15 protein-coding genes and 4 tRNA genes are annotated in these 21,346 nt (G+C 63.5%); all 19 read left to right on the top strand.

Features of this window, described 5'->3' with window-relative positions; all coding sequences use genetic code 11:
• Nucleotides 1–105 precede the first annotated feature (105 nt).
• The 19 genes from ACJ7C5_RS20385 to tuf (ACJ7C5_RS20295) all read left to right on the top strand — a co-directional run bounded on the left by ACJ7C5_RS20385 (nucleotide 106) and on the right by tuf (ACJ7C5_RS20295) (nucleotide 21,346).
• Complete coding sequence (locus ACJ7C5_RS20385; protein WP_412704904.1) at nucleotides 106–1,380, top strand: cyanophycinase; 1,275 nt, start codon at nucleotides 106–108, stop codon at nucleotides 1,378–1,380.
• Nucleotides 1,274–2,248, top strand: coding sequence for an isoaspartyl peptidase/L-asparaginase family protein (locus tag ACJ7C5_RS20380; protein WP_412704909.1), 975 nt, complete (start codon nucleotides 1,274–1,276; stop codon nucleotides 2,246–2,248). Before ACJ7C5_RS20385 ends, ACJ7C5_RS20380 begins: the two co-directional genes overlap by 107 nt.
• A 137-nt stretch (nucleotides 2,249–2,385) precedes the next feature.
• Nucleotides 2,386–2,471, top strand: a tRNA-Tyr gene (locus tag ACJ7C5_RS20375).
• Between the two features lie 24 nt (nucleotides 2,472–2,495).
• A tRNA-Gly gene (locus ACJ7C5_RS20370) sits at nucleotides 2,496–2,569 on the top strand.
• A 49-nt stretch (nucleotides 2,570–2,618) separates the two neighbouring features.
• Nucleotides 2,619–2,694: transfer RNA gene (locus ACJ7C5_RS20365), tRNA-Thr, on the top strand.
• A 41-nt stretch (nucleotides 2,695–2,735) separates the two neighbouring features.
• Nucleotides 2,736–3,926, top strand: a complete 1,191-nt coding sequence (gene tuf / locus ACJ7C5_RS20360) for an elongation factor Tu (RefSeq protein WP_004154360.1) — start codon at nucleotides 2,736–2,738, stop codon at nucleotides 3,924–3,926.
• 102 nt (nucleotides 3,927–4,028) lie between these two features.
• A tRNA-Trp gene (locus ACJ7C5_RS20355) sits at nucleotides 4,029–4,104 on the top strand.
• Nucleotides 4,105–4,153: 49 nt separating this feature from the next.
• Nucleotides 4,154–4,567, top strand: a complete 414-nt coding sequence (gene secE / locus ACJ7C5_RS20350; protein ID WP_049445146.1) for a preprotein translocase subunit SecE — start codon at nucleotides 4,154–4,156, stop codon at nucleotides 4,565–4,567.
• A gap of 10 nt (nucleotides 4,568–4,577) precedes the next feature.
• The gene (gene nusG, locus ACJ7C5_RS20345) at nucleotides 4,578–5,138 is read left to right on the top strand and encodes a transcription termination/antitermination protein NusG (RefSeq protein ID WP_004154362.1); all 561 of its coding nucleotides are present in this window, start codon (nucleotides 4,578–4,580) and stop codon (nucleotides 5,136–5,138) included.
• Between the two features lie 257 nt (nucleotides 5,139–5,395).
• Complete coding sequence (rplK, locus tag ACJ7C5_RS20340) at nucleotides 5,396–5,824, top strand: 50S ribosomal protein L11 (protein ID WP_004145248.1); 429 nt, start codon at nucleotides 5,396–5,398, stop codon at nucleotides 5,822–5,824.
• 4 nt (nucleotides 5,825–5,828) lie between these two features.
• Nucleotides 5,829–6,527 (top strand): 50S ribosomal protein L1, encoded by a 699-nt coding sequence (rplA, locus tag ACJ7C5_RS20335; protein WP_004154350.1) that lies wholly within the window; start codon nucleotides 5,829–5,831, stop codon nucleotides 6,525–6,527.
• 386 nt (nucleotides 6,528–6,913) lie between these two features.
• The gene (gene rplJ, locus ACJ7C5_RS20330) at nucleotides 6,914–7,450 is read left to right on the top strand and encodes a 50S ribosomal protein L10 (protein ID WP_010480377.1); all 537 of its coding nucleotides are present in this window, start codon (nucleotides 6,914–6,916) and stop codon (nucleotides 7,448–7,450) included.
• Nucleotides 7,451–7,513: 63 nt separating this feature from the next.
• Nucleotides 7,514–7,882: a 50S ribosomal protein L7/L12 gene (gene rplL / locus ACJ7C5_RS20325; RefSeq protein ID WP_010480374.1), complete on the top strand. Its 369-nt coding sequence runs from the start codon at nucleotides 7,514–7,516 to the stop codon at nucleotides 7,880–7,882.
• A gap of 328 nt (nucleotides 7,883–8,210) precedes the next feature.
• Nucleotides 8,211–12,365 carry a DNA-directed RNA polymerase subunit beta gene (gene rpoB, locus ACJ7C5_RS20320; protein ID WP_049401089.1) on the top strand — a complete coding sequence of 1,385 codons (4,155 nt, stop codon included), beginning with the start codon at nucleotides 8,211–8,213 and terminating at the stop codon, nucleotides 12,363–12,365.
• An 87-nt stretch (nucleotides 12,366–12,452) separates the two neighbouring features.
• Nucleotides 12,453–16,676, top strand: coding sequence for a DNA-directed RNA polymerase subunit beta' (gene rpoC, locus ACJ7C5_RS20315; protein ID WP_125895178.1), 4,224 nt, complete (start codon nucleotides 12,453–12,455; stop codon nucleotides 16,674–16,676).
• A 283-nt stretch (nucleotides 16,677–16,959) separates the two neighbouring features.
• Nucleotides 16,960–17,334 carry a 30S ribosomal protein S12 gene (gene rpsL, locus ACJ7C5_RS20310; protein ID WP_004145320.1) on the top strand — a complete coding sequence of 125 codons (375 nt, stop codon included), beginning with the start codon at nucleotides 16,960–16,962 and terminating at the stop codon, nucleotides 17,332–17,334.
• A gap of 12 nt (nucleotides 17,335–17,346) precedes the next feature.
• A complete protein-coding gene (gene rpsG / locus ACJ7C5_RS20305; protein WP_004145321.1) occupies nucleotides 17,347–17,820 on the top strand; it encodes a 30S ribosomal protein S7 in 474 nt (157 codons plus the stop codon).
• Nucleotides 17,821–17,961: 141 nt separating this feature from the next.
• On the top strand, nucleotides 17,962–20,103 hold the full coding sequence (gene fusA, locus ACJ7C5_RS20300) for an elongation factor G (RefSeq protein WP_088024548.1): 2,142 nt from the start codon (nucleotides 17,962–17,964) through the stop codon (nucleotides 20,101–20,103).
• A 52-nt stretch (nucleotides 20,104–20,155) separates the two neighbouring features.
• Nucleotides 20,156–21,346 (top strand): elongation factor Tu, encoded by a 1,191-nt coding sequence (tuf, locus tag ACJ7C5_RS20295; protein ID WP_004154360.1) that lies wholly within the window; start codon nucleotides 20,156–20,158, stop codon nucleotides 21,344–21,346.

The raw sequence follows: 21,346 nt of genomic DNA, 5'->3' as shown, positions 1-21,346 counted from the left end.
AATGGGCGCGCGCATTTAACGCCTTTTTTATGCCCTTGACTACTGGGTCCCTATCTGGCAAAGAGTGAAAACGCTTGCAAGTCGATTTTGTTCAGGGAGATCAAGATGCGACGCCTCCATCGGATCCTGCGTGCCCCCATCGCCTGGCTGGCGCTGCTGGTGTTGGCCGTGCCGTTGGCTGCCCTTGCGCAGGACCTGCAGGGCCCGGGCTTCGCCTATTACGAAGCCGGGGATCTCGACGCCCCCCGGCCTGGCCCGCGCGCGCCGGCCATGATGTTGATGGGTGGTGGCGAGTGGGTGCCGGAAGCCTTCTACTGGTGGCTGAAGCAGGCTGGCAATGGCCGCGTGCTGATCCTGCGCGCTTCCGGCAGTGATGAGCTGCAGGACCGCCTGTATCGCGAGATCGGCGGGACCACCGCAGTGCAGACGCTGGTCTTCGACAGCCGCCGCGGCGCCGACGATCCGGCCGTGCTGCGCGTGGTTGCCGCAGCTGATGCCATCTTCATTGCCGGTGGCGACCAGTCGCGCTACATCCGCTTCTGGAAGGGCACTGCGCTCAACCGCGCGCTGAACGCCCATGTGCGCGCCGGCAAGCCGATTGCCGGTACCAGTGCTGGGCTTGCCATCCTCGGTGGTTATGCCTACGGCGCGATGGACGGCGGCAGCATCACCTCCGCGGGTGCGCTGGCCGATCCGATGGGCAGCGCGGTGACCATGGACAGTGGCTTCCTGCAGATGCCCTATCTGCAGCGGGTGGTCACCGATACCCACTTCGACAAGCGCGACCGGCTCGGTCGCCTGATCGTGTTCGTGGCGCGCGCCGCCCAGGACAGCGGTGATCCCGACATCGTCGGCATCGGCGTGGACGAAGACACCGCCCTGTGCGTGGAGCCCGATGGCCAGGCACAGGTCTACAGTGCTGACGGCGAGGGCAAGGTCTGGGTGGTCAGCCCCGGCCGCGATGCCGACCGCCTGGTCGAGGGCGAACCATTGCGCTTCCATGCCGTTCCGGTGACCGTGGTCGCCAGCGGCAGCCGCATGCGCCTGGACGACTTCCAGGCCGACGCCGACTATCAGGCGGTGGCCGACATCAGCGACGGCGAGATTGAGTTCACGCTTCGGTTGTGCCGGCCGCTGGCCGGCAACTCACCTTCCCTGATGCGACCGGTGCCGGCCAGCGGCCGGCACTACCCGTGCAATCCCTTCACTACACCTGCTGGAGACGTACCCGATGAAACTGCGCCTGGCGCTGTCCGCGCTGTTGTCCCTGCCCATGCTTGCCCAGGCCGCGCCGGCCACTTCGCCGCTGCTGGTCATCCACGGTGGCGCCGGTGTCGAGCGCAAGGACCTGTCGCCGGTCGAGGAAAAGGCAGCACGTGACGCGCTGCGGGCGGCCCTGTTGAAGGGGCATGCGGAGCTGGCGGCGGGTCGCCCCGCGCTGGCCGCAGTCACCGCCGCGATCACCGTGCTGGAGGACGATCCCACCTTCAACGCCGGCAAGGGCGCAGTGTTCACCCATGACGGCCACAACGAGCTGGATGCGGCTGTCATGGACGGCGCGAGCCAGGCGGCGGGCGCGGTAGCGGGCGTGCAGCGGGTGCGCAACCCGATCCTGCTGGCGCAGACCGTGATGCAGAAGTCCAGGCACGTGATGATGGTCGGGCAGGGCGCCGAAGCGTTTGCGGTCGAGCAGGGTATTTCTCTGGTCGATCCCTCCTATTTCCGTACAGAGAAGCGTTGGCAGCAGCTGCAGCGTGCACTGAAGGAAGAGGCCAGTGGCCAGGCGCATGCCGATCTGGAGACCGCAAGGCATTTCGGGACCGTCGGTGCGGTCGCCTTGGATGCACAGGGGCAGCTGGCTGCCGGTACCTCCACTGGCGGCATGACCAACAAGCGCTATGGCCGGGTGGGTGACTCGCCGATCATCGGTGCAGGCACCTGGGCCGATGCGCGTTGTGCGGTATCGGGCACTGGCTGGGGCGAGTACTACATCCGCACCGCGGCCGCGCACGAGATCTGCGCGCGCATGCGCTACCAGGGACAGAGCCCGGAGCAGGCGGGCAAGGGCGTGATCAACGAGACGATTCCGCAGATGGGCGGCGACGGCGGTGCGATCGTGCTCGCTGCGGACGGGAAAATGGCCACGCCGTTCAACACCCAGGGCATGTATCGGGGCTGGATCGGCGGCGACGGCGTCCCTCATGTCGCAATTTTCGCCAACGAGACCCTGCCGGTCCCGGGGCAATAACCTTGCGTATCAATGGGTTTGCGACAGCGTGTGAAAAAAGTGGAAAAAAGCGTTGACAGCCCCCCGTCCCATCAGCAGAATAAGCGGCTCACCACCACACACCGCAACGCTTCGGCGGCAACGGAATGGGGTGGTAAGGAGGGATACCCAAGCGGCCAACGGGGGCAGACTGTAAATCTGCTGGCTTACGCCTTCGGTGGTTCGAATCCACCTCCCTCCACCAGTTTCACGTTGTGACATTCCCGGCGCGGGAGTAGTTCAATGGTAGAACCTCAGCCTTCCAAGCTGATGGTGCGGGTTCGATTCCCGTCTCCCGCTCCATTGAATGAACTTTGAATATTATCGAGTTCATGTCATAATGCAAAACTCGGCTCACGTAGCTCAGTCGGTAGAGCACTTCCTTGGTAAGGAAGAGGTCGAAGGTTCGATTCCTTTCGTGAGCACCATCTTAAGCATCACCTCTCAGACGAATTCGAGATAAGCAGCCATGGCCAAGGGTAAGTTCGAGCGCACCAAGCCGCACGTCAACGTCGGCACCATCGGTCACGTCGACCACGGCAAGACCACGCTGACCGCCGCACTGACCAAGATCGGTGCCGAGCGCTTCGGTGGCGAGTTCAAGGACTACTCCTCGATCGACGCCGCGCCGGAAGAAAAGGCTCGTGGTATCACGATCTCGACCGCGCACGTCGAATACGAATCCCCGGTCCGTCACTACGCCCACGTCGATTGCCCGGGCCACGCTGACTACGTCAAGAACATGATCACCGGTGCTGCCCAGATGGACGGCGCGATCCTGGTCTGCTCGGCCGCTGACGGCCCGATGCCGCAGACCCGCGAGCACATCCTGCTGTCGCGTCAGGTCGGCGTGCCGTACATCGTCGTGTTCCTGAACAAGGCCGACATGGTTGACGACGCCGAGCTGCTCGAGCTGGTCGAGATGGAAGTGCGCGAGCTGCTGAGCAAGTACGACTTCCCGGGCGACGACACCCCGATCATCGCCGGTTCGGCCCGTCTGGCGCTGGAAGGCGACCAGAGCGACATCGGCGTGCCGGCCATCCTGAAGCTGGTCGATGCCCTGGACAGCTGGATTCCGGAGCCGGAGCGTGCGATCGACAAGCCGTTCCTGATGCCGGTGGAAGACGTGTTCTCGATCTCGGGCCGCGGCACCGTGGTGACCGGTCGTATCGAGCGTGGCGTGATCAAGGTTGGCGACGAAATCGAAATCGTCGGCATCCGTCCGGTGCAGAAGACCACCGTGACCGGCGTTGAAATGTTCCGCAAGCTGCTGGACCAGGGTCAGGCAGGCGACAACGCTGGCCTGCTGCTGCGCGGCACCAAGCGTGACGACGTCGAGCGTGGCCAGGTCCTGGCCAAGCCGGGTTCGATCAAGCCGCACACCAAGTTCGAAGGCGAAGTCTACGTCCTGTCGAAGGACGAGGGCGGCCGTCACACCCCGTTCTTCAACGGCTACCGTCCGCAGTTCTACTTCCGCACCACTGACATCACCGGCGCAGCTGCTCTGCCGGAAGGCGTCGAAATGGTGATGCCGGGTGACAACGTCAAGATGGTCGTCACCCTGATCAACCCGGTGGCAATGGACGAAGGCCTGCGCTTCGCCATCCGCGAAGGCGGCCGTACCGTCGGCGCCGGCGTGGTCTCGAAGATCATCGAGTAAGCCTGCAGTACCGGTGGTTGCATAGCGCCGCCGGTTACGCGAATGGCGGGCCGGGAACCTCGGTCCGCCTTCGCCGTCTAAGGGAAGGCAAGTTTTCAACGTACGCCAGTAGCTCAATTGGCAGAGCAGCGGTCTCCAAAACCGCAGGTTGGGGGTTCGAGTCCCTCCTGGCGTGCCATCTGCCCACCTTATCCAGCGGCCTGGGCCGCTAAAGCAGACACAGCCTGATGAATAGCAAGATCGAACACTCCAAGGACAACTCCGCCAACGGTGGAGATATCGTCAAGTATGTCGCCGCATCGCTGCTGGTGCTGGCCGGTCTGTTCGTCTGGTTCTGGTTCTCCGCCGACTCTGGTCGCGCTGCCCAGCTGGGCGCGTGGGCAGGTCAGTTGCGTGCGTTGGCGGTTGTGGTCGGCCTGGTTGGCGGTATCGGCGTGTTCATGCTGACCGGCAAGGGGCGCGACACCCGCGAATTCCTCTCCGAGTCGCGCTTTGAACTGCGCAAGGTGGTCTGGCCGACGCGCCAGGAAGCCATCCGCATGACGTGGGTCGTGATCGTCGTGGTGCTCATTCTCAGCCTGTTGCTGGGTGGCTTCGACTTCCTGATCCAGAAACTGACTCAGTGGTTCCTGAGCCGCTAAGGAGAATTGCATGAAGCGTTGGTACGTCGTTCACGCCTATTCGGGCTTCGAGAAGTCGGTGGCGCAGGCTCTGCGCGATCGCATCGTCCGTGACGGCATGGAAGAGCGCTTCGGCGACGTCCTGGTCCCGACCGAAGAAGTGGTCGAGATGCGCGCTGGCCAGAAGCGCCGCTCCGAGCGCAAGTTCTTCCCGGGTTACGTGCTGGTCCAGATCGAGACCCACGAAGAGGCCGGTATTCCGCGCATCGACAACGAAAGCTGGCACCTGGTCAAGGAAACCCCGCGCGTGATGGGCTTCATCGGCGGCACGGCCGACCGTCCGCTGCCGATCGCCGATTCCGAGGCCGAAGCCATCCTGAATCGCGTTCAGGAAGGTGTCGAGAAGCCGCGCCCGAAGGTGCTGTTCGAGCCGGGCCAGATGGTCCGCGTCACCGACGGTCCGTTCAACGATTTCAATGGCGTCGTCGAAGAAGTCAACTACGAGAAGAGCCGCCTGCGCGTCTCGGTGCTGATCTTCGGTCGTGCCACCCCGGTCGAGCTCGAGTTCGGCCAGGTCGAAAAGGCCGTCTGACCCGTCTGTCGAGTCGAGCCATGCTCGACTCCGGACCAGAAACCGGGCCTGGCCCGGTTTCGTTCGTTTACCTGCCGCTTCAGGCATGTGAAGAAAAAACCTGATATAGTGCGCGGCTCCCCGCTGGGAAGCCAGCAGGACGAGGCCGCCGCAAGGTGGCCTTCAGCATGATTTCAAAACGCGATGCCGGGACGCGTGATTCCCGGTCCGATGGGGAGCCTGTTGTCGAAAGGCGCTAGCACCCGGAGAGTACTCACATGGCAAAGAAAGTTGTCGGTTACATCAAGCTGCAGGTGAAGGCCGGTCAGGCCAACCCCTCGCCGCCGGTCGGTCCTGCGCTGGGTCAGCGCGGTCTGAACATCATGGAATTCTGCAAGGCGTTCAACGCTGCCACGCAGAAGCTCGAGCCGGGTCTGCCGGTTCCGGTGATCATCACGGCCTACTCGGACCGTACGTTCACCTTCATCACCAAGAGCACCCCGGCCACCACCCTGCTGAAGAAGGCCGCTGGCATCTCGTCGGGCTCCAAGCGCCCGAACACCGAGAAGGTCGGCAAGGTCACCCGTAAGCAGCTGGAAGAGATCGCCAAGGCGAAGGAACCGGATCTGACTGCCGCCGATCTGGACGCCGCCGTGCGTACCATCGCTGGCTCTGCCCGTTCCATGGGCCTCGTGGTGGAGGGTTAATAAGATGGCACAGACCAAGCGTGAGAAGGCCATCAAGGCCGCCGTCGTTCCGGGCAAGGCATACGCCTTCGAGGACGCGATCAACATCCTGAAGAGCGCCACCAAGGCCAAGTTCGTCGAGTCGATCGACGTTGCTGTGCGCCTGGGCGTCGATGCGAAGAAGTCCGACCAGCAGGTCCGTGGCTCCACCGTGCTGCCGGCCGGTACCGGCAAGTCGGTCCGCGTCGCCGTGTTCGCTCCGGCCGGTGCCAAGGCTGACGAAGCCCTGGCCGCTGGCGCCGAAGCCGTCGGTATGGATGATCTGGCCGAGAAGATGCAGGCCGGCGATCTGAACTACGACGTCGTCATCGCGACCCCGGACGCCATGCGCGTCGTCGGTAAGCTGGGTACCGTGCTGGGCCCGCGCGGCCTGATGCCGAACCCGAAGGTCGGCACCGTTTCCCCGAACCCGGGTGAAGCCGTGAAGAACGCCAAGTCGGGTCAGGTCCGTTACCGCACCGACAAGGCCGGCATCATCCACTGCACCATCGGCAAGGCCGACTTCGCCGAAGACGCGCTGAAGTCGAACCTGACCGCGCTGCTGCTGGACCTGATCAAGGCCAAGCCGGCCACCTCGAAGGGCACCTACCTGCAGAAGGTTTCGGTCAGCTCGACGATGGGCCCGGGCGTCACCGTCGACCAGTCGTCGCTGACCCTGAAGTAATTGTTTCAAGCGGTCACGGTACCTTCGGTGCCGTGACCGTGACATTTGAAGGCATCGCTGGCAGTGCATCGCCCGCGGTAGCCGTCAAAGACCGCAGGCGCGGTCATGGCAATACCGGCGACGGGCACGGAAGCTCGATCTGGCAAGGAGTCGCCGCCGGAGTAGTCATGAGCGCTTAATCGATTCCCCGGAATCACCCTGCGTAGATGGTGCCCTTCTGGAGTTTTTCTGGTTCACGCACGTCTGGGTTTCCCAGGTTGGCCCACTCCAGGTCTAGAACGGCCCACCCCCGGAACATCATCCCGATGTTCCCGGCGTCCAGGACGGATGCCGCACAGGACCGCACACGGCAGGAGCCGTAAGCGGAGTTCAATAGGAGGAGTGCAATGGCTCTCAATCTGTCCCAGAAGCAAGAAGTAGTCGCCGAGCTGGCAGACGTCGCCGCCAAGGCCCACTCCTTGATCGCAGCCGAATACGCTGGCACCACGGTCGCCCAGATGACCGCGATGCGCAAGCAGGCTCGTGAAACCGGTGTTTTCTTGAAGGTTGTCAAGAACACCCTGGCTTCGCGCGCCGTTGAAGGCACCGAGTTCGCAGTCGCCCAGGACCAGATGGTTGGTCCGCTGCTGTACGCGTTCTCGCTCGAGGAGCCCGGCGCTGCCGGTCGCCTGATCAAGGAAGCCGCCAAGGGCAACGACAAGCTGAAGGCTAAGGTCGTCGCCATCGGTGGCGAAGTGTTCCCGGCAAGCCACGTCGAAGTGCTGGCCTCGCTGCCGACCCGCGACCAGGCCCTGGCCATGCTGGCCCGCGTCCTGACCGAGCCGGTCACGATGTTTGCCCGCGCCATCAAGGCCGTTGGCGAGAAGCAGGGTGGTGGCGACGTCGCCGCCGACGCTGCCGAGCCGGCCGCCGAGACCGCCTGAGTTTCGACTTACCGTGGTTCCTGACGGAACCTCAACCCAGAAAATCATCCAAAGGTATTAATCATGTCCCTTACCAACGAACAGATCGTCGACGCCATCGCCGAGAAGTCCCTGATGGAAGTGATGGAGCTGGTCAAGGCCATCGAAGAGAAGTTCGGCGTCTCCGCCGCTGCTCCGGTTGCCGTGGCTGCTGCCGCTGGCCCGGCCGCTGCTGTTGAAGAGCAGACCGAGTTCACCGTCACCCTGAAGTCGGCCGGCGACAAGAAGGTCGAAGTCATCAAGGCCGTCCGCGCCATCACCGGCCTGGGCCTGAAGGAAGCGAAGGACCTGGCCGAAGCCGGTGGCGTCCTGAAGGAAGGCGCTTCGAAGGACGACGCCGAGAAGATGAAGAAGGACCTGGAAGCTGCTGGCGCGACTGTCGAAGTCAAGTAAGCAGTTACCTTGCATCGTCACCGATTCACGGCGATGCAGCCAAGGCTGGGGGCGTAAGCCCCCGGCCTTTGGTCGTTGTTGCAGTACCGGTAGGGTCGACTGTTAGTCGACTGTTTCAAAAGCAGAAAAAGCCCAACACGGGCTGCGGTCAGACCCCGGCAGGCCAGCGCAGAGCGCGGCAGCGGGGGAGTGGATGCAGACGAGTTGGCAGTTGGAAGTAGCGGGAGAAGGCGTGCTGGTGCCGGCAATACCAGCGACTTCCAACTGACAATTTCAAGTTCCCTTCGGATCGTGGGCGCACGATCCGCACAACAAGGTGGAAGACCTCATGACGTCCTATTCGTTCACCGAAAAAAAGCGTATCCGCAAGGATTTCGGCAAGCAGCGCTCGATTCTCGAAGTGCCGTTCCTGCTGGCCATCCAGGTGGATTCCTATCGTGAATTCCTGCAGGAAAACGTCGATCCGGCCAAGCGCACGGACCACGGCCTGCACGCTGCGCTGAAGTCGGTCTTCCCGATCGCCAGCTACAGCGGCAACGCTGCCCTGGAATACGTCGGCTACAAGCTGGGCGAGCCGGTCTTCGACGAGCGTGAGTGCCGCCAGCGTGGCATGAGCTACGGCGCCCCGCTGCGCGTGACCGTGCGCCTGGTGATCTACGACCGTGAGTCGTCGACCAAGGCCATCAAGTACGTGAAGGAGCAGGAGGTCTATCTGGGCGAAATCCCGCTGATGACCGAGAACGGCACCTTCATCGTCAACGGCACCGAGCGCGTCATCGTCTCGCAGCTGCACCGCTCGCCGGGTGTGTTCTTCGATCACGACCGTGGCAAGACCCACAGCTCGGGCAAGCTGCTGTACAGCGCCCGCATCATTCCTTACCGCGGTTCCTGGCTGGACTTCGAGTTCGACCCGAAGGATGCGCTGTTCACCCGTATCGACCGCCGCCGCAAGCTGCCGGTGTCGATCCTGCTGCGCGCGCTTGGCTACAGCAACGAAGAGATGCTGGCCGAGTTCTTCGAGATCAACACCTTCCACATCAACCCGGATGAAGGCGTCCAGCTGGAGCTGGTGCCGGAGCGCCTGCGTGGCGAAACCCTGGGCTTCGACCTCGCCGACGGCGACAAGGTCATCGTGGAAGCCGGCAAGCGCATCACCGCGCGCCATATCAAGCAGCTGGAAGCCTCGGGCATCGCCGCCCTGGCCGTGCCGGACGACTACATCGTCGGCCGCATCCTGTCGCACGACGTGGTCGATGCTTCGACCGGCGAACTGCTGGCGCAGGCCAATGACGAGATCACCGACGAGCAGCTGCAGGCCTTCCGCAAGGCCGGTGTGGATGCCGTGGGCACCCTGTGGGTGAACGATCTGGATCGTGGCCCGTACCTGTCCAACACCCTGCGCATCGACCCGACCAAGACCCAGCTGGAAGCCCTGGTCGAGATCTACCGCATGATGCGTCCGGGCGAGCCGCCGACCAAGGACGCCGCGCAGAACCTGTTCCACAACCTGTTCTTCACCTTCGAGCGCTACGACCTGTCCGCGGTCGGCCGCATGAAGTTCAACCGTCGCGTGGGCCGCAAGGAAACCACCGGCGAAGCCGTGCTGTACGACCGCAAGTACTACGGTGAGCGCAACGACGAAGAGTCCAAGCGCCTGGTCGCCGCCCATGGCGACAGCTCCGACATCCTGGACGTGATCAAGGTCCTGACCGAGATCCGCAACGGTCGCGGCGTGGTCGATGACATCGACCACCTGGGCAACCGTCGTGTGCGTTCGGTCGGTGAAATGGCCGAGAACGTGTTCCGCGTGGGCCTGGTCCGCGTCGAGCGCGCGGTCAAGGAGCGCCTGTCGATGGCCGAGTCGGAAGGCCTGACCCCGCAGGAACTGATCAACGCCAAGCCGGTCGCCGCTGCCATCAAGGAGTTCTTCGGCTCCTCGCAGCTGTCGCAGTTCATGGACCAGAACAACCCGCTGTCGGAAGTGACCCACAAGCGTCGCGTCTCGGCCCTGGGCCCGGGCGGTCTGACCCGTGAGCGCGCCGGCTTCGAAGTGCGCGACGTGCACCCGACCCATTACGGCCGCGTCTGCACCATCGAAACCCCGGAAGGCCCGAACATCGGCCTGATCAACTCGCTGGCCGTGTACGCCCGCACCAACCAGTACGGTTTCCTCGAGACCCCGTACCGCAAGGTCGTGGACGGCAAGGTCTATGACGAAGTCGAGTTCCTGTCGGCGATCGAGGAAAACGAGTACGTCATTGCGCAGGCCAACGCCCTGACCAATGCCGACAGCGTGCTGACCGAGCAGTTCGTTCCGTGCCGCTTCCAGGGCGAATCGCTGCTGAAGCCGCCGGCGGAAGTCCACTTCATGGACGTCTCGCCGATGCAGACCGTGTCGATCGCGGCCGCGCTGGTTCCGTTCCTGGAGCACGATGACGCGAACCGCGCACTGATGGGCGCCAACATGCAGCGTCAGGCCGTGCCGACCCTGCGTGCGCAGAAGCCGCTGGTCGGTACCGGCATCGAGCGCGCCGTGGCGCGTGACTCCGGTGTGACCGTGAACGCCCGTCGTGGTGGCGAGATCGTGCAGATCGACGCCGCCCGCATCGTGGTCAAGGTCAACGAGGAAGAGATCGTTGGCGCCACCGACGCAGGCGTGGACATCTATAACCTGGTCAAGTACACGCGTTCGAACCAGAACACCTGCATCAACCAGCGTCCGCTGGTCCAGGTGGGTGACGTCATCGCCCGCGGCGACGTGCTGGCCGACGGTCCGTCCACCGACATCGGCGAACTGGCCCTGGGCCAGAACATGCTGATCGCGTTCATGCCGTGGAACGGCTACAACTTCGAAGACTCCATCCTGCTCTCCGAGCGCGTGGTGGAAGAGGATCGTTACACCACGATCCACATCGAAGAGCTGACCTGCGTCGCGCGTGACACCAAGCTGGGGCCGGAGGAAATCTCGGCCGACATCCCGAACGTCTCCGAGCAGGCGCTGAACCGCCTGGACGAGAGCGGCGTGGTGTACATCGGTGCCGAAGTCCGCGCCGGCGACATCATGGTCGGCAAGGTCACCCCGAAGGGCGAAAGCCAGCTGACCCCGGAAGAGAAGCTGCTGCGCGCGATCTTCGGCGAGAAGGCTTCGGACGTTAAGGACAGCTCGCTGCGCGTTCCGCCGGGCATGGACGGCACCGTCATCGACGTGCAGGTCTTCACCCGCGATGGCATCGAGAAGGACAAGCGCGCCCGCCAGATCGAAGAGTCTGAAATCAAGCGCGTCAAGAAGGACTTCGACGACCAGTTCCGCATCCTGGAAGCCGCCATCTACATGCGTCTGCGTTCGCAGATCGTGGGCAAGGTGGTCAACGGTGGCGCTGGCCTGAAGAAGGGCGACGTGATCAGCGACGCGTTCCTGGACGGCCTGAAGAAGGCTGACTGGTTCGCCCTGCGCATGAAGGACGAAGACGCTTCGGAAGCCATCGAGCGCGCGCAGAAGCAGATCCAGGCGCACGAGAAGGAGTTCGAGCGTCGCTTCGCCGACAAGCGCGGCAAGATCACCGCCGGCGACGACCTCGCCCCGGGCGTGCTGAAGATGGTCAAGGTGTTCCTGGCCGTGAAGCGCCGCATCCAGCCGGGCGACAAGATGGCAGGCCGCCACGGCAACAAGGGTGTGGTCTCCAACGTGGTGCCGGTCGAGGACATGCCGTACATGGCCTCGGGCGAAACCGTGGACATCGTGCTGAACCCGCTGGGCGTGCCGTCGCGTATGAACATCGGCCAGATCCTGGAAGTGCACCTGGGCTGGGCTGCCAAGGGCCTGGGCCGCAAGATCCAGGCGATGATGGAAGCCCAGGCGGCAGTTGCCGACCTGCGCAAGTTCCTGGACGACATCTACAACCACGACGACACCAACGTGGCCAACCGTGTCGACCTGTCGCAGTTCAGCGACGAGGAACTGCTGCGTCTGGCCCGTAACCTCACCGACGGCGTGCCGATGGCCACCCCGGTGTTCGACGGCGCCACCGAAGCGGAAATCAAGCGCATGCTGGAACTGGCCGACCTGCCGAGCAGTGGCCAGACCCAGCTGTACGACGGCCGCACCGGTGAAGCGTTCGATCGCCACACCACCGTGGGTTACATGCACTACCTGAAGCTGAACCACCTGGTCGACGACAAGATGCACGCCCGTTCGACTGGTCCGTACTCGCTCGTCACCCAGCAGCCGCTGGGCGGCAAGGCGCAGTTCGGCGGCCAGCGCTTCGGTGAAATGGAAGTCTGGGCGCTGGAAGCCTACGGCGCGGCCTACACCCTGCAGGAAATGCTGACGGTGAAGTCCGATGACGTGCAGGGCCGCAACCAGATGTACAAGAACATCGTCGACGGTGAGCACGAGATGGTCGCGGGCATGCCGGAATCCTTCAACGTGCTCGTGAAGGAAATCCGTTCGCTGGCCATCAACATGGAACTGGAAGACAACTGATCCATGCCGGCGCGGCGGTCCGCCGCCGCGCCGCTGGCAGTCAACTGAAAGCCCATCGACACAGCATTCCTCCTTCTGGAGAACACCATGAAAGACCTGCTCAACCTCTTCAACCAGCAGCGCCAGACGCTGGACTTCGACGCGATCAAGATCGCGCTGGCCTCGCCGGACCTGATCCGTTCGTGGTCCTTCGGCGAAGTGAAGAAGCCGGAAACCATCAACTACCGTACCTTCAAGCCGGAACGCGACGGCCTGTTCTGCGCCGCCATCTTCGGCCCGGTGAAGGACTACGAGTGCCTGTGCGGCAAGTACAAGCGCATGAAGCACCGCGGCGTGGTCTGCGAAAAGTGCGGCACCGAAGTGACCCTGGCCAAGGTGCGTCGTGAGCGCATGGGCCACATCGACCTGGCCTCGCCGGTCGCGCACATCTGGTTCCTCAAGTCGCTGCCGTCGCGCATCGGCCTGATGCTGGACATGACCCTGCGCGACATCGAGCGCGTGCTGTACTTCGAAGCCTACGTGGTGACCGAGCCGGGCCTGACCGCCCTGGAACGCCGCCAGCTGCTGACCGAAGAACAGTACCTGCAGGCCCGCCAGGAGCACGGTGACGACTTCGACGCCGCCATGGGTGCCGAGGCCGTGTACGAACTGCTGCGCACGATCGATCTGCAGTCGGAAATGACCCGCCTGCGCGAGGAAATCGCTGCCACGGGTTCGGAAACCAAGCTCAAGCGCCTCACCAAGCGCATCAAGCTGATCGAAGCCTTCCTGGAATCGGGCAACCGTCCGGAATGGATGGTCATGACCGTGCTGCCGGTGCTGCCGCCGGACCTGCGTCCGCTGGTTCCGCTGGATGGCGGCCGCTTCGCGACCTCCGACCTGAACGACCTGTACCGCCGCGTCATCAACCGCAACAACCGCCTGCGCCGCCTGCTCGAACTGAGCGCGCCGGACATCATCGTGCGCAATGAAAAGCGCATGCTGCAGGAATCGGTCGATGCGCTGCTGGACAACGGCCGTCGTGGCCGCGCCATCACCGGCACCAACAAGCGCCCGCTGAAGTCGCTGGCCGACATGATCAAGGGCAAGCAGGGTCGCTTCCGCCAGAACCTGCTCGGCAAGCGCGTCGACTACTCGGGCCGTTCGGTCATCGTGGTCGGCCCGTACCTGCGCCTGCACCAGTGCGGCCTGCCGAAGAAGATGGCGCTTGAGCTGTTCAAGCCGTTCGTCTTCGCCAAGCTGCAGCGCCGTGGCCTGGCCACCACCATCAAGGCCGCCAAGAAGCTGGTCGAGCGCGAAGAAGCCGAAGTCTGGGACATCCTGGAAGAGGTCATCCGCGAGCATCCGGTGATGCTGAACCGCGCGCCGACCCTGCACCGTCTGGGCATCCAGGCGTTCGAGCCGGTGCTGATCGAAGGCAAGGCCATCCAGCTGCACCCGCTGGTCTGCACCGCGTTCAACGCCGACTTCGACGGTGACCAGATGGCCGTCCACGTGCCGCTCTCGCTGGAAGCCCAGCTGGAAGCGCGTGCGCTGATGATGTCGACCAACAACATCCTGTCGCCGGCCAACGGCGAGCCGATCATCGTGCCGTCGCAGGACGTCGTGCTGGGTCTGTACTACATGACCCGCTCGCTGGAAAACAAGAAGGGCGAGGGCATGGCCTTCGCCAACATCGCCGAAGTGAAGCGTGCCTACGACAACCGCGTGGTGGAACTGCACGCGCGCGTCAAGGTCCGCATCACCGAAGTGGTGACCGACGAAGACGGCGTCAAGCAGAACAAGACCTCGATCGTGGACACCACGATCGGTCGCGCCCTGCTGGCTGAAATCCTGCCGGAAGGCCTGCCGTTCGCGCTGGCCAACACCGAGCTGACCAAGAAGAACATCAGCCGCCTGATCAACTCCAGCTATCGCCAGCTGGGTCTGAAGGACACGGTCGTGTTCGCCGACAAGCTGATGTACACCGGCTTCGCCTACGCGACCCGCGCCGGCGTCTCCATCGGCATCGACGACATGCTGATCCCGGACGAGAAGAAGGGCATCCTCACCGAGGCCGAAGCCGAAGTGCTGGAAATCCAGGAGCAGTACCAGTCGGGTCTGGTCACCGCCGGCGAGCGCTACAACAAGGTGGTCGACATCTGGTCGCGCACCAACGAGCGCATCGCCAAGGCGATGATGGACACCATCGGTACCGAGAAGGTCGTCAATGCCAAGGGTGAGACCATCGACCAGAAGTCGATGAACTCGCTGTACATCATGGCCGACTCCGGTGCGCGTGGTTCGCAGGCACAGATCCGTCAGCTGGCCGGCATGCGTGGCCTGATGGCGCGTCCGGACGGCTCGATCATCGAGACGCCCATCAAGGCGAACTTCCGCGAAGGCCTGAACGTGCAGGAGTACTTCAACTCCACCCACGGTGCCCGTAAGGGTCTGGCCGATACCGCGCTGAAGACCGCGAACTCGGGTTACCTGACCCGTCGTCTGGTCGACGTCGCACAGGACGTGGTGATCACCGAGGTGGATTGCGGTACCACCGAAGGCCTGATCATGACCCCGATCGTGGAAGGCGGCGACGTGGTCGAGCCGCTGAAGGACCGCGTGCTGGGTCGCGTGGTTGCCGAGGACGTGTTCCTGCCGGGCAACGACGAAGATCCGATCGTCACCCGCAACACCCTGCTGGACGAAGCCTGGGTCGCCAAGCTGGAAGACGCCGGCGTACAGAGCATCAAGGTGCGTTCGACGATCTCGTGCGAATCGGCCTTCGGTGTCTGCGGTCGCTGCTACGGCCGCGATCTGGCCCGTGGCCACCTGGTCAACATCGGTGAAGCGGTCGGCGTCATCGCCGCCCAGTCCATCGGTGAGCCGGGTACCCAGCTGACCATGCGTACGTTCCACATCGGTGGTGCGGCGTCGCGAGCTGCTGCGGTCGACAACATCACCGTCAAGACCACCGGCTCGGTCAAGTTCAGCAACCTCAAGTCCGTCGAGCACGCCAACGGCTCGCTGGTGGCAGTGTCGCGCTCGGGCGAAATCTCGGTGCTCGATGCCCACGGCCGTGAGCGTGAGCGTTACAAGCTGCCGTACGGTGCGACCATCACGTCCAAGGACGGTGATGCGATCAAGGCTGGCCAGACCGTGGCCAACTGGGATCCGCATAACCACCCGATCGTGTCGGAAGTGGCCGGCTTCATCCGCTTCATCGACTTCGTCGACGGCATTACCGTCATCGAGAAGACCGACGAGCTGACCGGCCTCGCTTCGCGCGAAATCACCGATCCGAAGCGTCGTGGTACCCAGGCCAAGGACCTGCGCCCGATCGTGCGCATCGTCGACGCCAAGGGCAACGACCTGTCGATCCCGGGCACCGATCTGCCGGCGCAGTACCTGCTGCCGCCGCGCTCGATCGTCAACCTGCAGGACGGCGCTGCCGTCGGCGTGGGTGACGTGGTCGCCAAGATCCCGCAGGAAGCGTCGAAGACCCGCGACATCACCGGTGGTCTGCCGCGCGTGGCCGATCTGTTCGAAGCGCGCAAGCCGAAGGATCCGGCGGTGCTGGCCGAGCGTTCGGGCATCATCAGCTTCGGCAAGGACACCAAGGGCAAGCAGCGCCTGATCATCAAGGACACCGATGGTTCGGAGCACGAAGAGCTGATCCCGAAGTACCGCCAGGTCATCGTGTTCGAAGGCGAGCATGTCACCAAGGGTGAAACCATCGTGGACGGCGAGCCGAGCCCGCAGGACATCCTGCGTCTGCTGGGTGTCGAACCGCTGGCCGCCTACCTGGTGAAGGAAATCCAGGACGTGTACCGCCTGCAGGGCGTGAAGATCAACGACAAGCACATCGAGGTGATCACCCGCCAGATGCTGCGCAAGGTCGAGATCACCGACCAGGGCAGCAGCAAGTTCCTGAACGGTGAACAGGTGGAGCGCCAGCGCGTTATCGAGGAGAATGCGCGCCTGTCGACCCGCAACGAGCTGCCGGCGCACTTCGATCCGGTCCTGCTGGGTATCACCAAGGCCTCGCTGGCGACCGAATCGTTCATCTCGGCCGCGTCGTTCCAGGAAACCACCCGCGTGCTGACCGAAGCGGCAGTCCGCGGCACCTCGGACAACCTGCGTGGCCTGAAGGAAAACGTCATCGTGGGTCGCCTGATTCCGGCCGGTACCGGCCTGGCGTACCACAGCAACCGCCGTCGCGGCGCTTCCGGTCTCACCGAGTCGGAAATGCAGACCCTGGCCGGCACCCCGGCTGCGGTCGAGGCACCGGTGGTTGAAGCCGAAGCTGAACAGGCATCGGGCGAAGAATGAGGTATCCGGTCCGGCCGCAAGGCCGGACCACCCCATCGGTCCATTGATGGGTAGGGAAAGGGCAGGAGAGGTCGTCCGCGATCGACCCGGCCAACCTGAACGGGGTACATGGAGGCCCCCCAGTAACGTTCCGGGATCAGGAACGGGCTTGACAGGAGGCGTTTGACTGCTTTCCTGGCAGGTTGCTACAATCGTCTGTCTCAGCAGGCCAGAATTTTGGCCTGCTTTAACATTTCCGCATCTCTGGCCGGATTTTCCGGCCACCAATCAGAAGAACCTACTGATGGCGACGATCAACCAGCTGGTCCGCAAGCCGCGGCAAGCGACCACCTACAAGAGTGCCTCGCCGGCGCTCGACAAGTGCCCGCAGCGCCGTGGCGTCTGCACCCGTGTCTACACCACCACTCCGAAGAAGCCGAACTCGGCTCTGCGCAAGGTTGCCAAGGTCCGCCTGACCAACCAGGAAGAAGTGATCTCCTACATCGGTGGTGAAGGCCACAACCTGCAGGAGCACTCCGTGGTCCTGATCCGCGGCGGTCGCGTCAAGGACCTGCCGGGTGTGCGTTACCACACCGTTCGTGGCTCGCTCGACGCCGCCGGCGTTGCCAAGCGTCGCCAGGCCCGTTCCAAGTACGGCGCCAAGCGTCCGAAGGCATAAGGAGAGAGCACTATGTCGCGTAAGGGTAATACTCCGCAGCGTTCCGTCCTGCCCGATCCGAAGCACGGAAGCGAAACCATCGCCCGCTTCATCAACATGGTCATGCAGAGCGGCAAGAAGTCCGTCGCCGAAAAGATCGTGTACGGCGCCATGGACGTGATCACCGAGAAGAACAGCAGCGCCAACGCCATTGAACTGGTGCAGAAGGCTCTGGACAACGTCGCCCCGGCGGTCGAAGTCAAGTCGCGCCGCGTCGGTGGTGCCACCTACCAGGTGCCGGTCGAAGTGCGTTCGTCGCGCAAGATGGCTCTGGCCATGCGCTGGCTGATCGACTCCGCGCGCAAGCGTGGTGAGAACACCATGCCGAAGAAGCTGGCTGCTGAACTGATCGACGCCTCGGAAAACCGTGGCGGCGCCATCAAGAAGCGCGAAGAAACCCACCGCATGGCCGAAGCCAACAAGGCATTCGCCCACTACCGCTGGTGAGTTTGACGGCCTTGTAAAACAGGCAGGGCAGCACCACTTCGGTGCGTGCTGCCTCGCGGTCCCAGAAGGACTGCGCCAATCCGAAGGCCGCCGAAAGGCGGCGTTCGGCCATCCGAAATCCAAGAAATCTGAGAGGCTCCCGTGGCCCGTTCCACTCCCATCGAGCGTTACCGTAACTTCGGCATCATGGCTCACATCGATGCCGGCAAGACCACCACGTCCGAGCGCATCCTGTTCTACACCGGCAAGAGCCACAAGATCGGTGAAGTGCACGACGGCGCCGCCACCATGGACTGGATGGAGCAGGAGCAGGAGCGTGGCATCACGATCCAGTCCGCTGCCACCACCGCGTTCTGGAAGGGCATGGACAAGTCCCTGCCGGAGCACCGCTTCAACATCATCGACACCCCCGGGCACGTCGACTTCACCATCGAAGTGGAGCGCTCGCTGCGCGTGCTCGACGGTGCCGTCTTCGTCCTGTGTGCCGTCGGTGGCGTGCAGCCGCAGTCGGAAACCGTGTGGCGCCAGGCCAACAAGTACCACGTGCCGCGCATCGCGTTCGTCAACAAGATGGACCGCACCGGTGCCAACTTCCAGAAGGTCGTCGGCCAGCTGAAGGCCAAGCTGGGCGCGGTTGCCGTGCCGATGCAGCTGCCGATCGGCGCTGAAGACAACTTCAAGGGCGTTGTCGACCTGCTGAAGATGAAGGCCATCCATTGGGATGAGGCTTCGCAGGGCATGAAGTTCGAATACGGTGACATCCCGGCCGACCTGCAGGGCCCGGCTGAAGAGGCTCGCCAGTTCATGGTCGAGACCGCTGCCGAAGCCAGCGAAGAGCTGATGGAAAAGTACCTGGGCGGCGAAGAGCTGGCCGAGGCTGAAATCATCAACGCGCTGCGTACCCGTACCCTGGCGACCGAGATCGTGCCGATGTACTGCGGCTCGGCCTTCAAGAACAAGGGCGTGCAGGCCATGCTGGACGGCGTGATCCAGCTGCTGCCGTCGCCGGTCGACGTGCCGGACGTGAAGGGCGTGGACGTTGACGACGACACCGTCGAAATGACCCGCAAGTCGGACGACAAGGCTCCGTTCTCGTCGCTGGCCTTCAAGATCATCACCGACCCGTTCGTCGGCGCGCTGACCTTCTTCCGTGTCTACTCGGGCACCCTGAACGGTGGCGACACCGTGCTGAACTCGGTGAAGGGCAAGAAGGAGCGCATCGGCCGCATCCTGCAGATGCACTCGAACAACCGCGAGGAAATCAAGGAAGTTCTGGCCGGTGACATCGCCGCTGCCGTGGGCCTGAAGGACACCACCACCGGTGACACCCTGTGCGCCGTGGACGCCCCGATCATCCTGGAGCGCATGACGTTCCCGGAGCCGGTGATCTCGATGGCCGTCGAGCCGAAGACCAAGTCGGACCAGGAAAAGATGGGTCTGGCCCTGGGCCGTCTGGCGCAGGAAGATCCGTCGTTCCGCGTCAAGACCGACGAAGAATCCGGCCAGACCATCATCTCGGGCATGGGCGAGCTGCACCTGGACATCATCGTCGACCGCCTGAAGCGCGAGTTCAACGTTGAAGCCAACGTCGGCGCGCCGCAGGTGGCCTACCGCGAAACCATCACCCTGGCCGACGTCAAGTCGGACTACAAGCACGCCAAGCAGTCCGGTGGTAAGGGTCAGTACGGTCACGTCGTGATCGAACTGTCGCCGATCACCGCTGCCGACCGTGCCGATCCGAAGCTGGCTCCGGCCATCAAGGACGACTTCCTGTTCATCAACGACATCACCGGCGGCGTGATCCCGAAGGAATTCATTCCGTCGGTTGAAAAGGGCCTGCGCGAAACCATCACCAGCGGTCCGCTGGCTGGCTTCCCGGTGGTGGACGTCAAGGTGAAGCTGGTGTTCGGTTCGTACCACGACGTCGACTCCTCGGAAATGGCGTTCAAGCTGGCTTCGTCGATGGCCTTCAAGCAGGGCTTCGCCAAGGCCAAGCCGGTGCTGCTGGAGCCGATCATGAAGGTCGAGATCGTGACCCCGGAGGATTACCAGGGTGACGTGATGGGCGACGTCAGCCGTCGTCGCGGCGTGCTGCAGGGTTCCGACACCACCGGTGACGGTTCGGCCAGCATCATCAACGCGATGATCCCGCTGGGTGAAATGTTCGGCTACGCCACTGCGCTGCGTTCGCAGACCCAGGGCCGCGCCACCTTCACCATGGAATTCGATCACTACGAGCCGGCTCCGACCAACATCGCCGAAGCCGTCATGAAGAAGGGCTGAGCCTCGCTCAGCCCCTCTTGAAACCACTTACGAACAATCAAGGTATAGAACAATGGCAAAGGGTAAGTTCGAGCGCACCAAGCCGCACGTCAACGTCGGCACCATCGGTCACGTCGATCACGGCAAGACCACGCTGACCGCTGCACTGACCAAGATCGGTGCCGAGCGCTTCGGTGGCGAGTTCAAGGATTACTCCTCGATCGACGCCGCGCCGGAAGAAAAGGCGCGTGGTATCACGATCTCGACCGCGCACGTCGAATACGAATCCCCGGTCCGTCACTACGCCCACGTCGATTGCCCGGGCCACGCTGACTACGTCAAGAACATGATCACCGGTGCTGCCCAGATGGACGGCGCGATCCTGGTCTGCTCGGCCGCTGACGGCCCGATGCCGCAGACCCGCGAGCACATCCTGCTGTCGCGTCAGGTCGGCGTGCCGTACATCGTCGTGTTCCTGAACAAGGCCGACATGGTTGACGACGCCGAGCTGCTCGAGCTGGTCGAGATGGAAGTGCGCGAGCTGCTGAGCAAGTACGACTTCCCGGGCGACGACACCCCGATCATCGCCGGTTCGGCCCGTCTGGCGCTGGAAGGCGACCAGAGCGACATCGGCGTGCCGGCCATCCTGAAGCTGGTCGATGCCCTGGACAGCTGGATTCCGGAGCCGGAGCGTGCGATCGACAAGCCGTTCCTGATGCCGGTGGAAGACGTGTTCTCGATCTCGGGCCGCGGCACCGTGGTGACCGGTCGTATCGAGCGTGGCGTGATCAAGGTTGGCGACGAAATCGAAATCGTCGGCATCCGTCCGGTGCAGAAGACCACCGTGACCGGCGTTGAAATGTTCCGCAAGCTGCTGGACCAGGGTCAGGCAGGCGACAACGCTGGCCTGCTGCTGCGCGGCACCAAGCGTGACGACGTCGAGCGTGGCCAGGTCCTGGCCAAGCCGGGTTCGATCAAGCCGCACACCAAGTTCGAAGGCGAAGTCTACGTCCTGTCGAAGGACGAGGGCGGCCGTCACACCCCGTTCTTCAACGGCTACCGTCCGCAGTTCTACTTCCGCACCACTGACATCACCGGCGCAGCTGCTCTGCCGGAAGGCGTCGAAATGGTGATGCCGGGTGACAACGTCAAGATGGTCGTCACCCTGATCAACCCGGTGGCAATGGACGAAGGCCTGCGCTTCGCCATCCGCGAAGGCGGCCGTACCGTCGGCGCCGGCGTGGTCTCGAAGATCATCGAGTAA

The organism is Nocardiopsis yanglingensis (assembly GCF_045809185.1).
Classification (GTDB): Bacteria; Pseudomonadota; Gammaproteobacteria; order Xanthomonadales; family Xanthomonadaceae; genus Stenotrophomonas; species Stenotrophomonas yanglingensis.
This window is presented reverse-complemented; position numbering and strand designations above follow the sequence as displayed.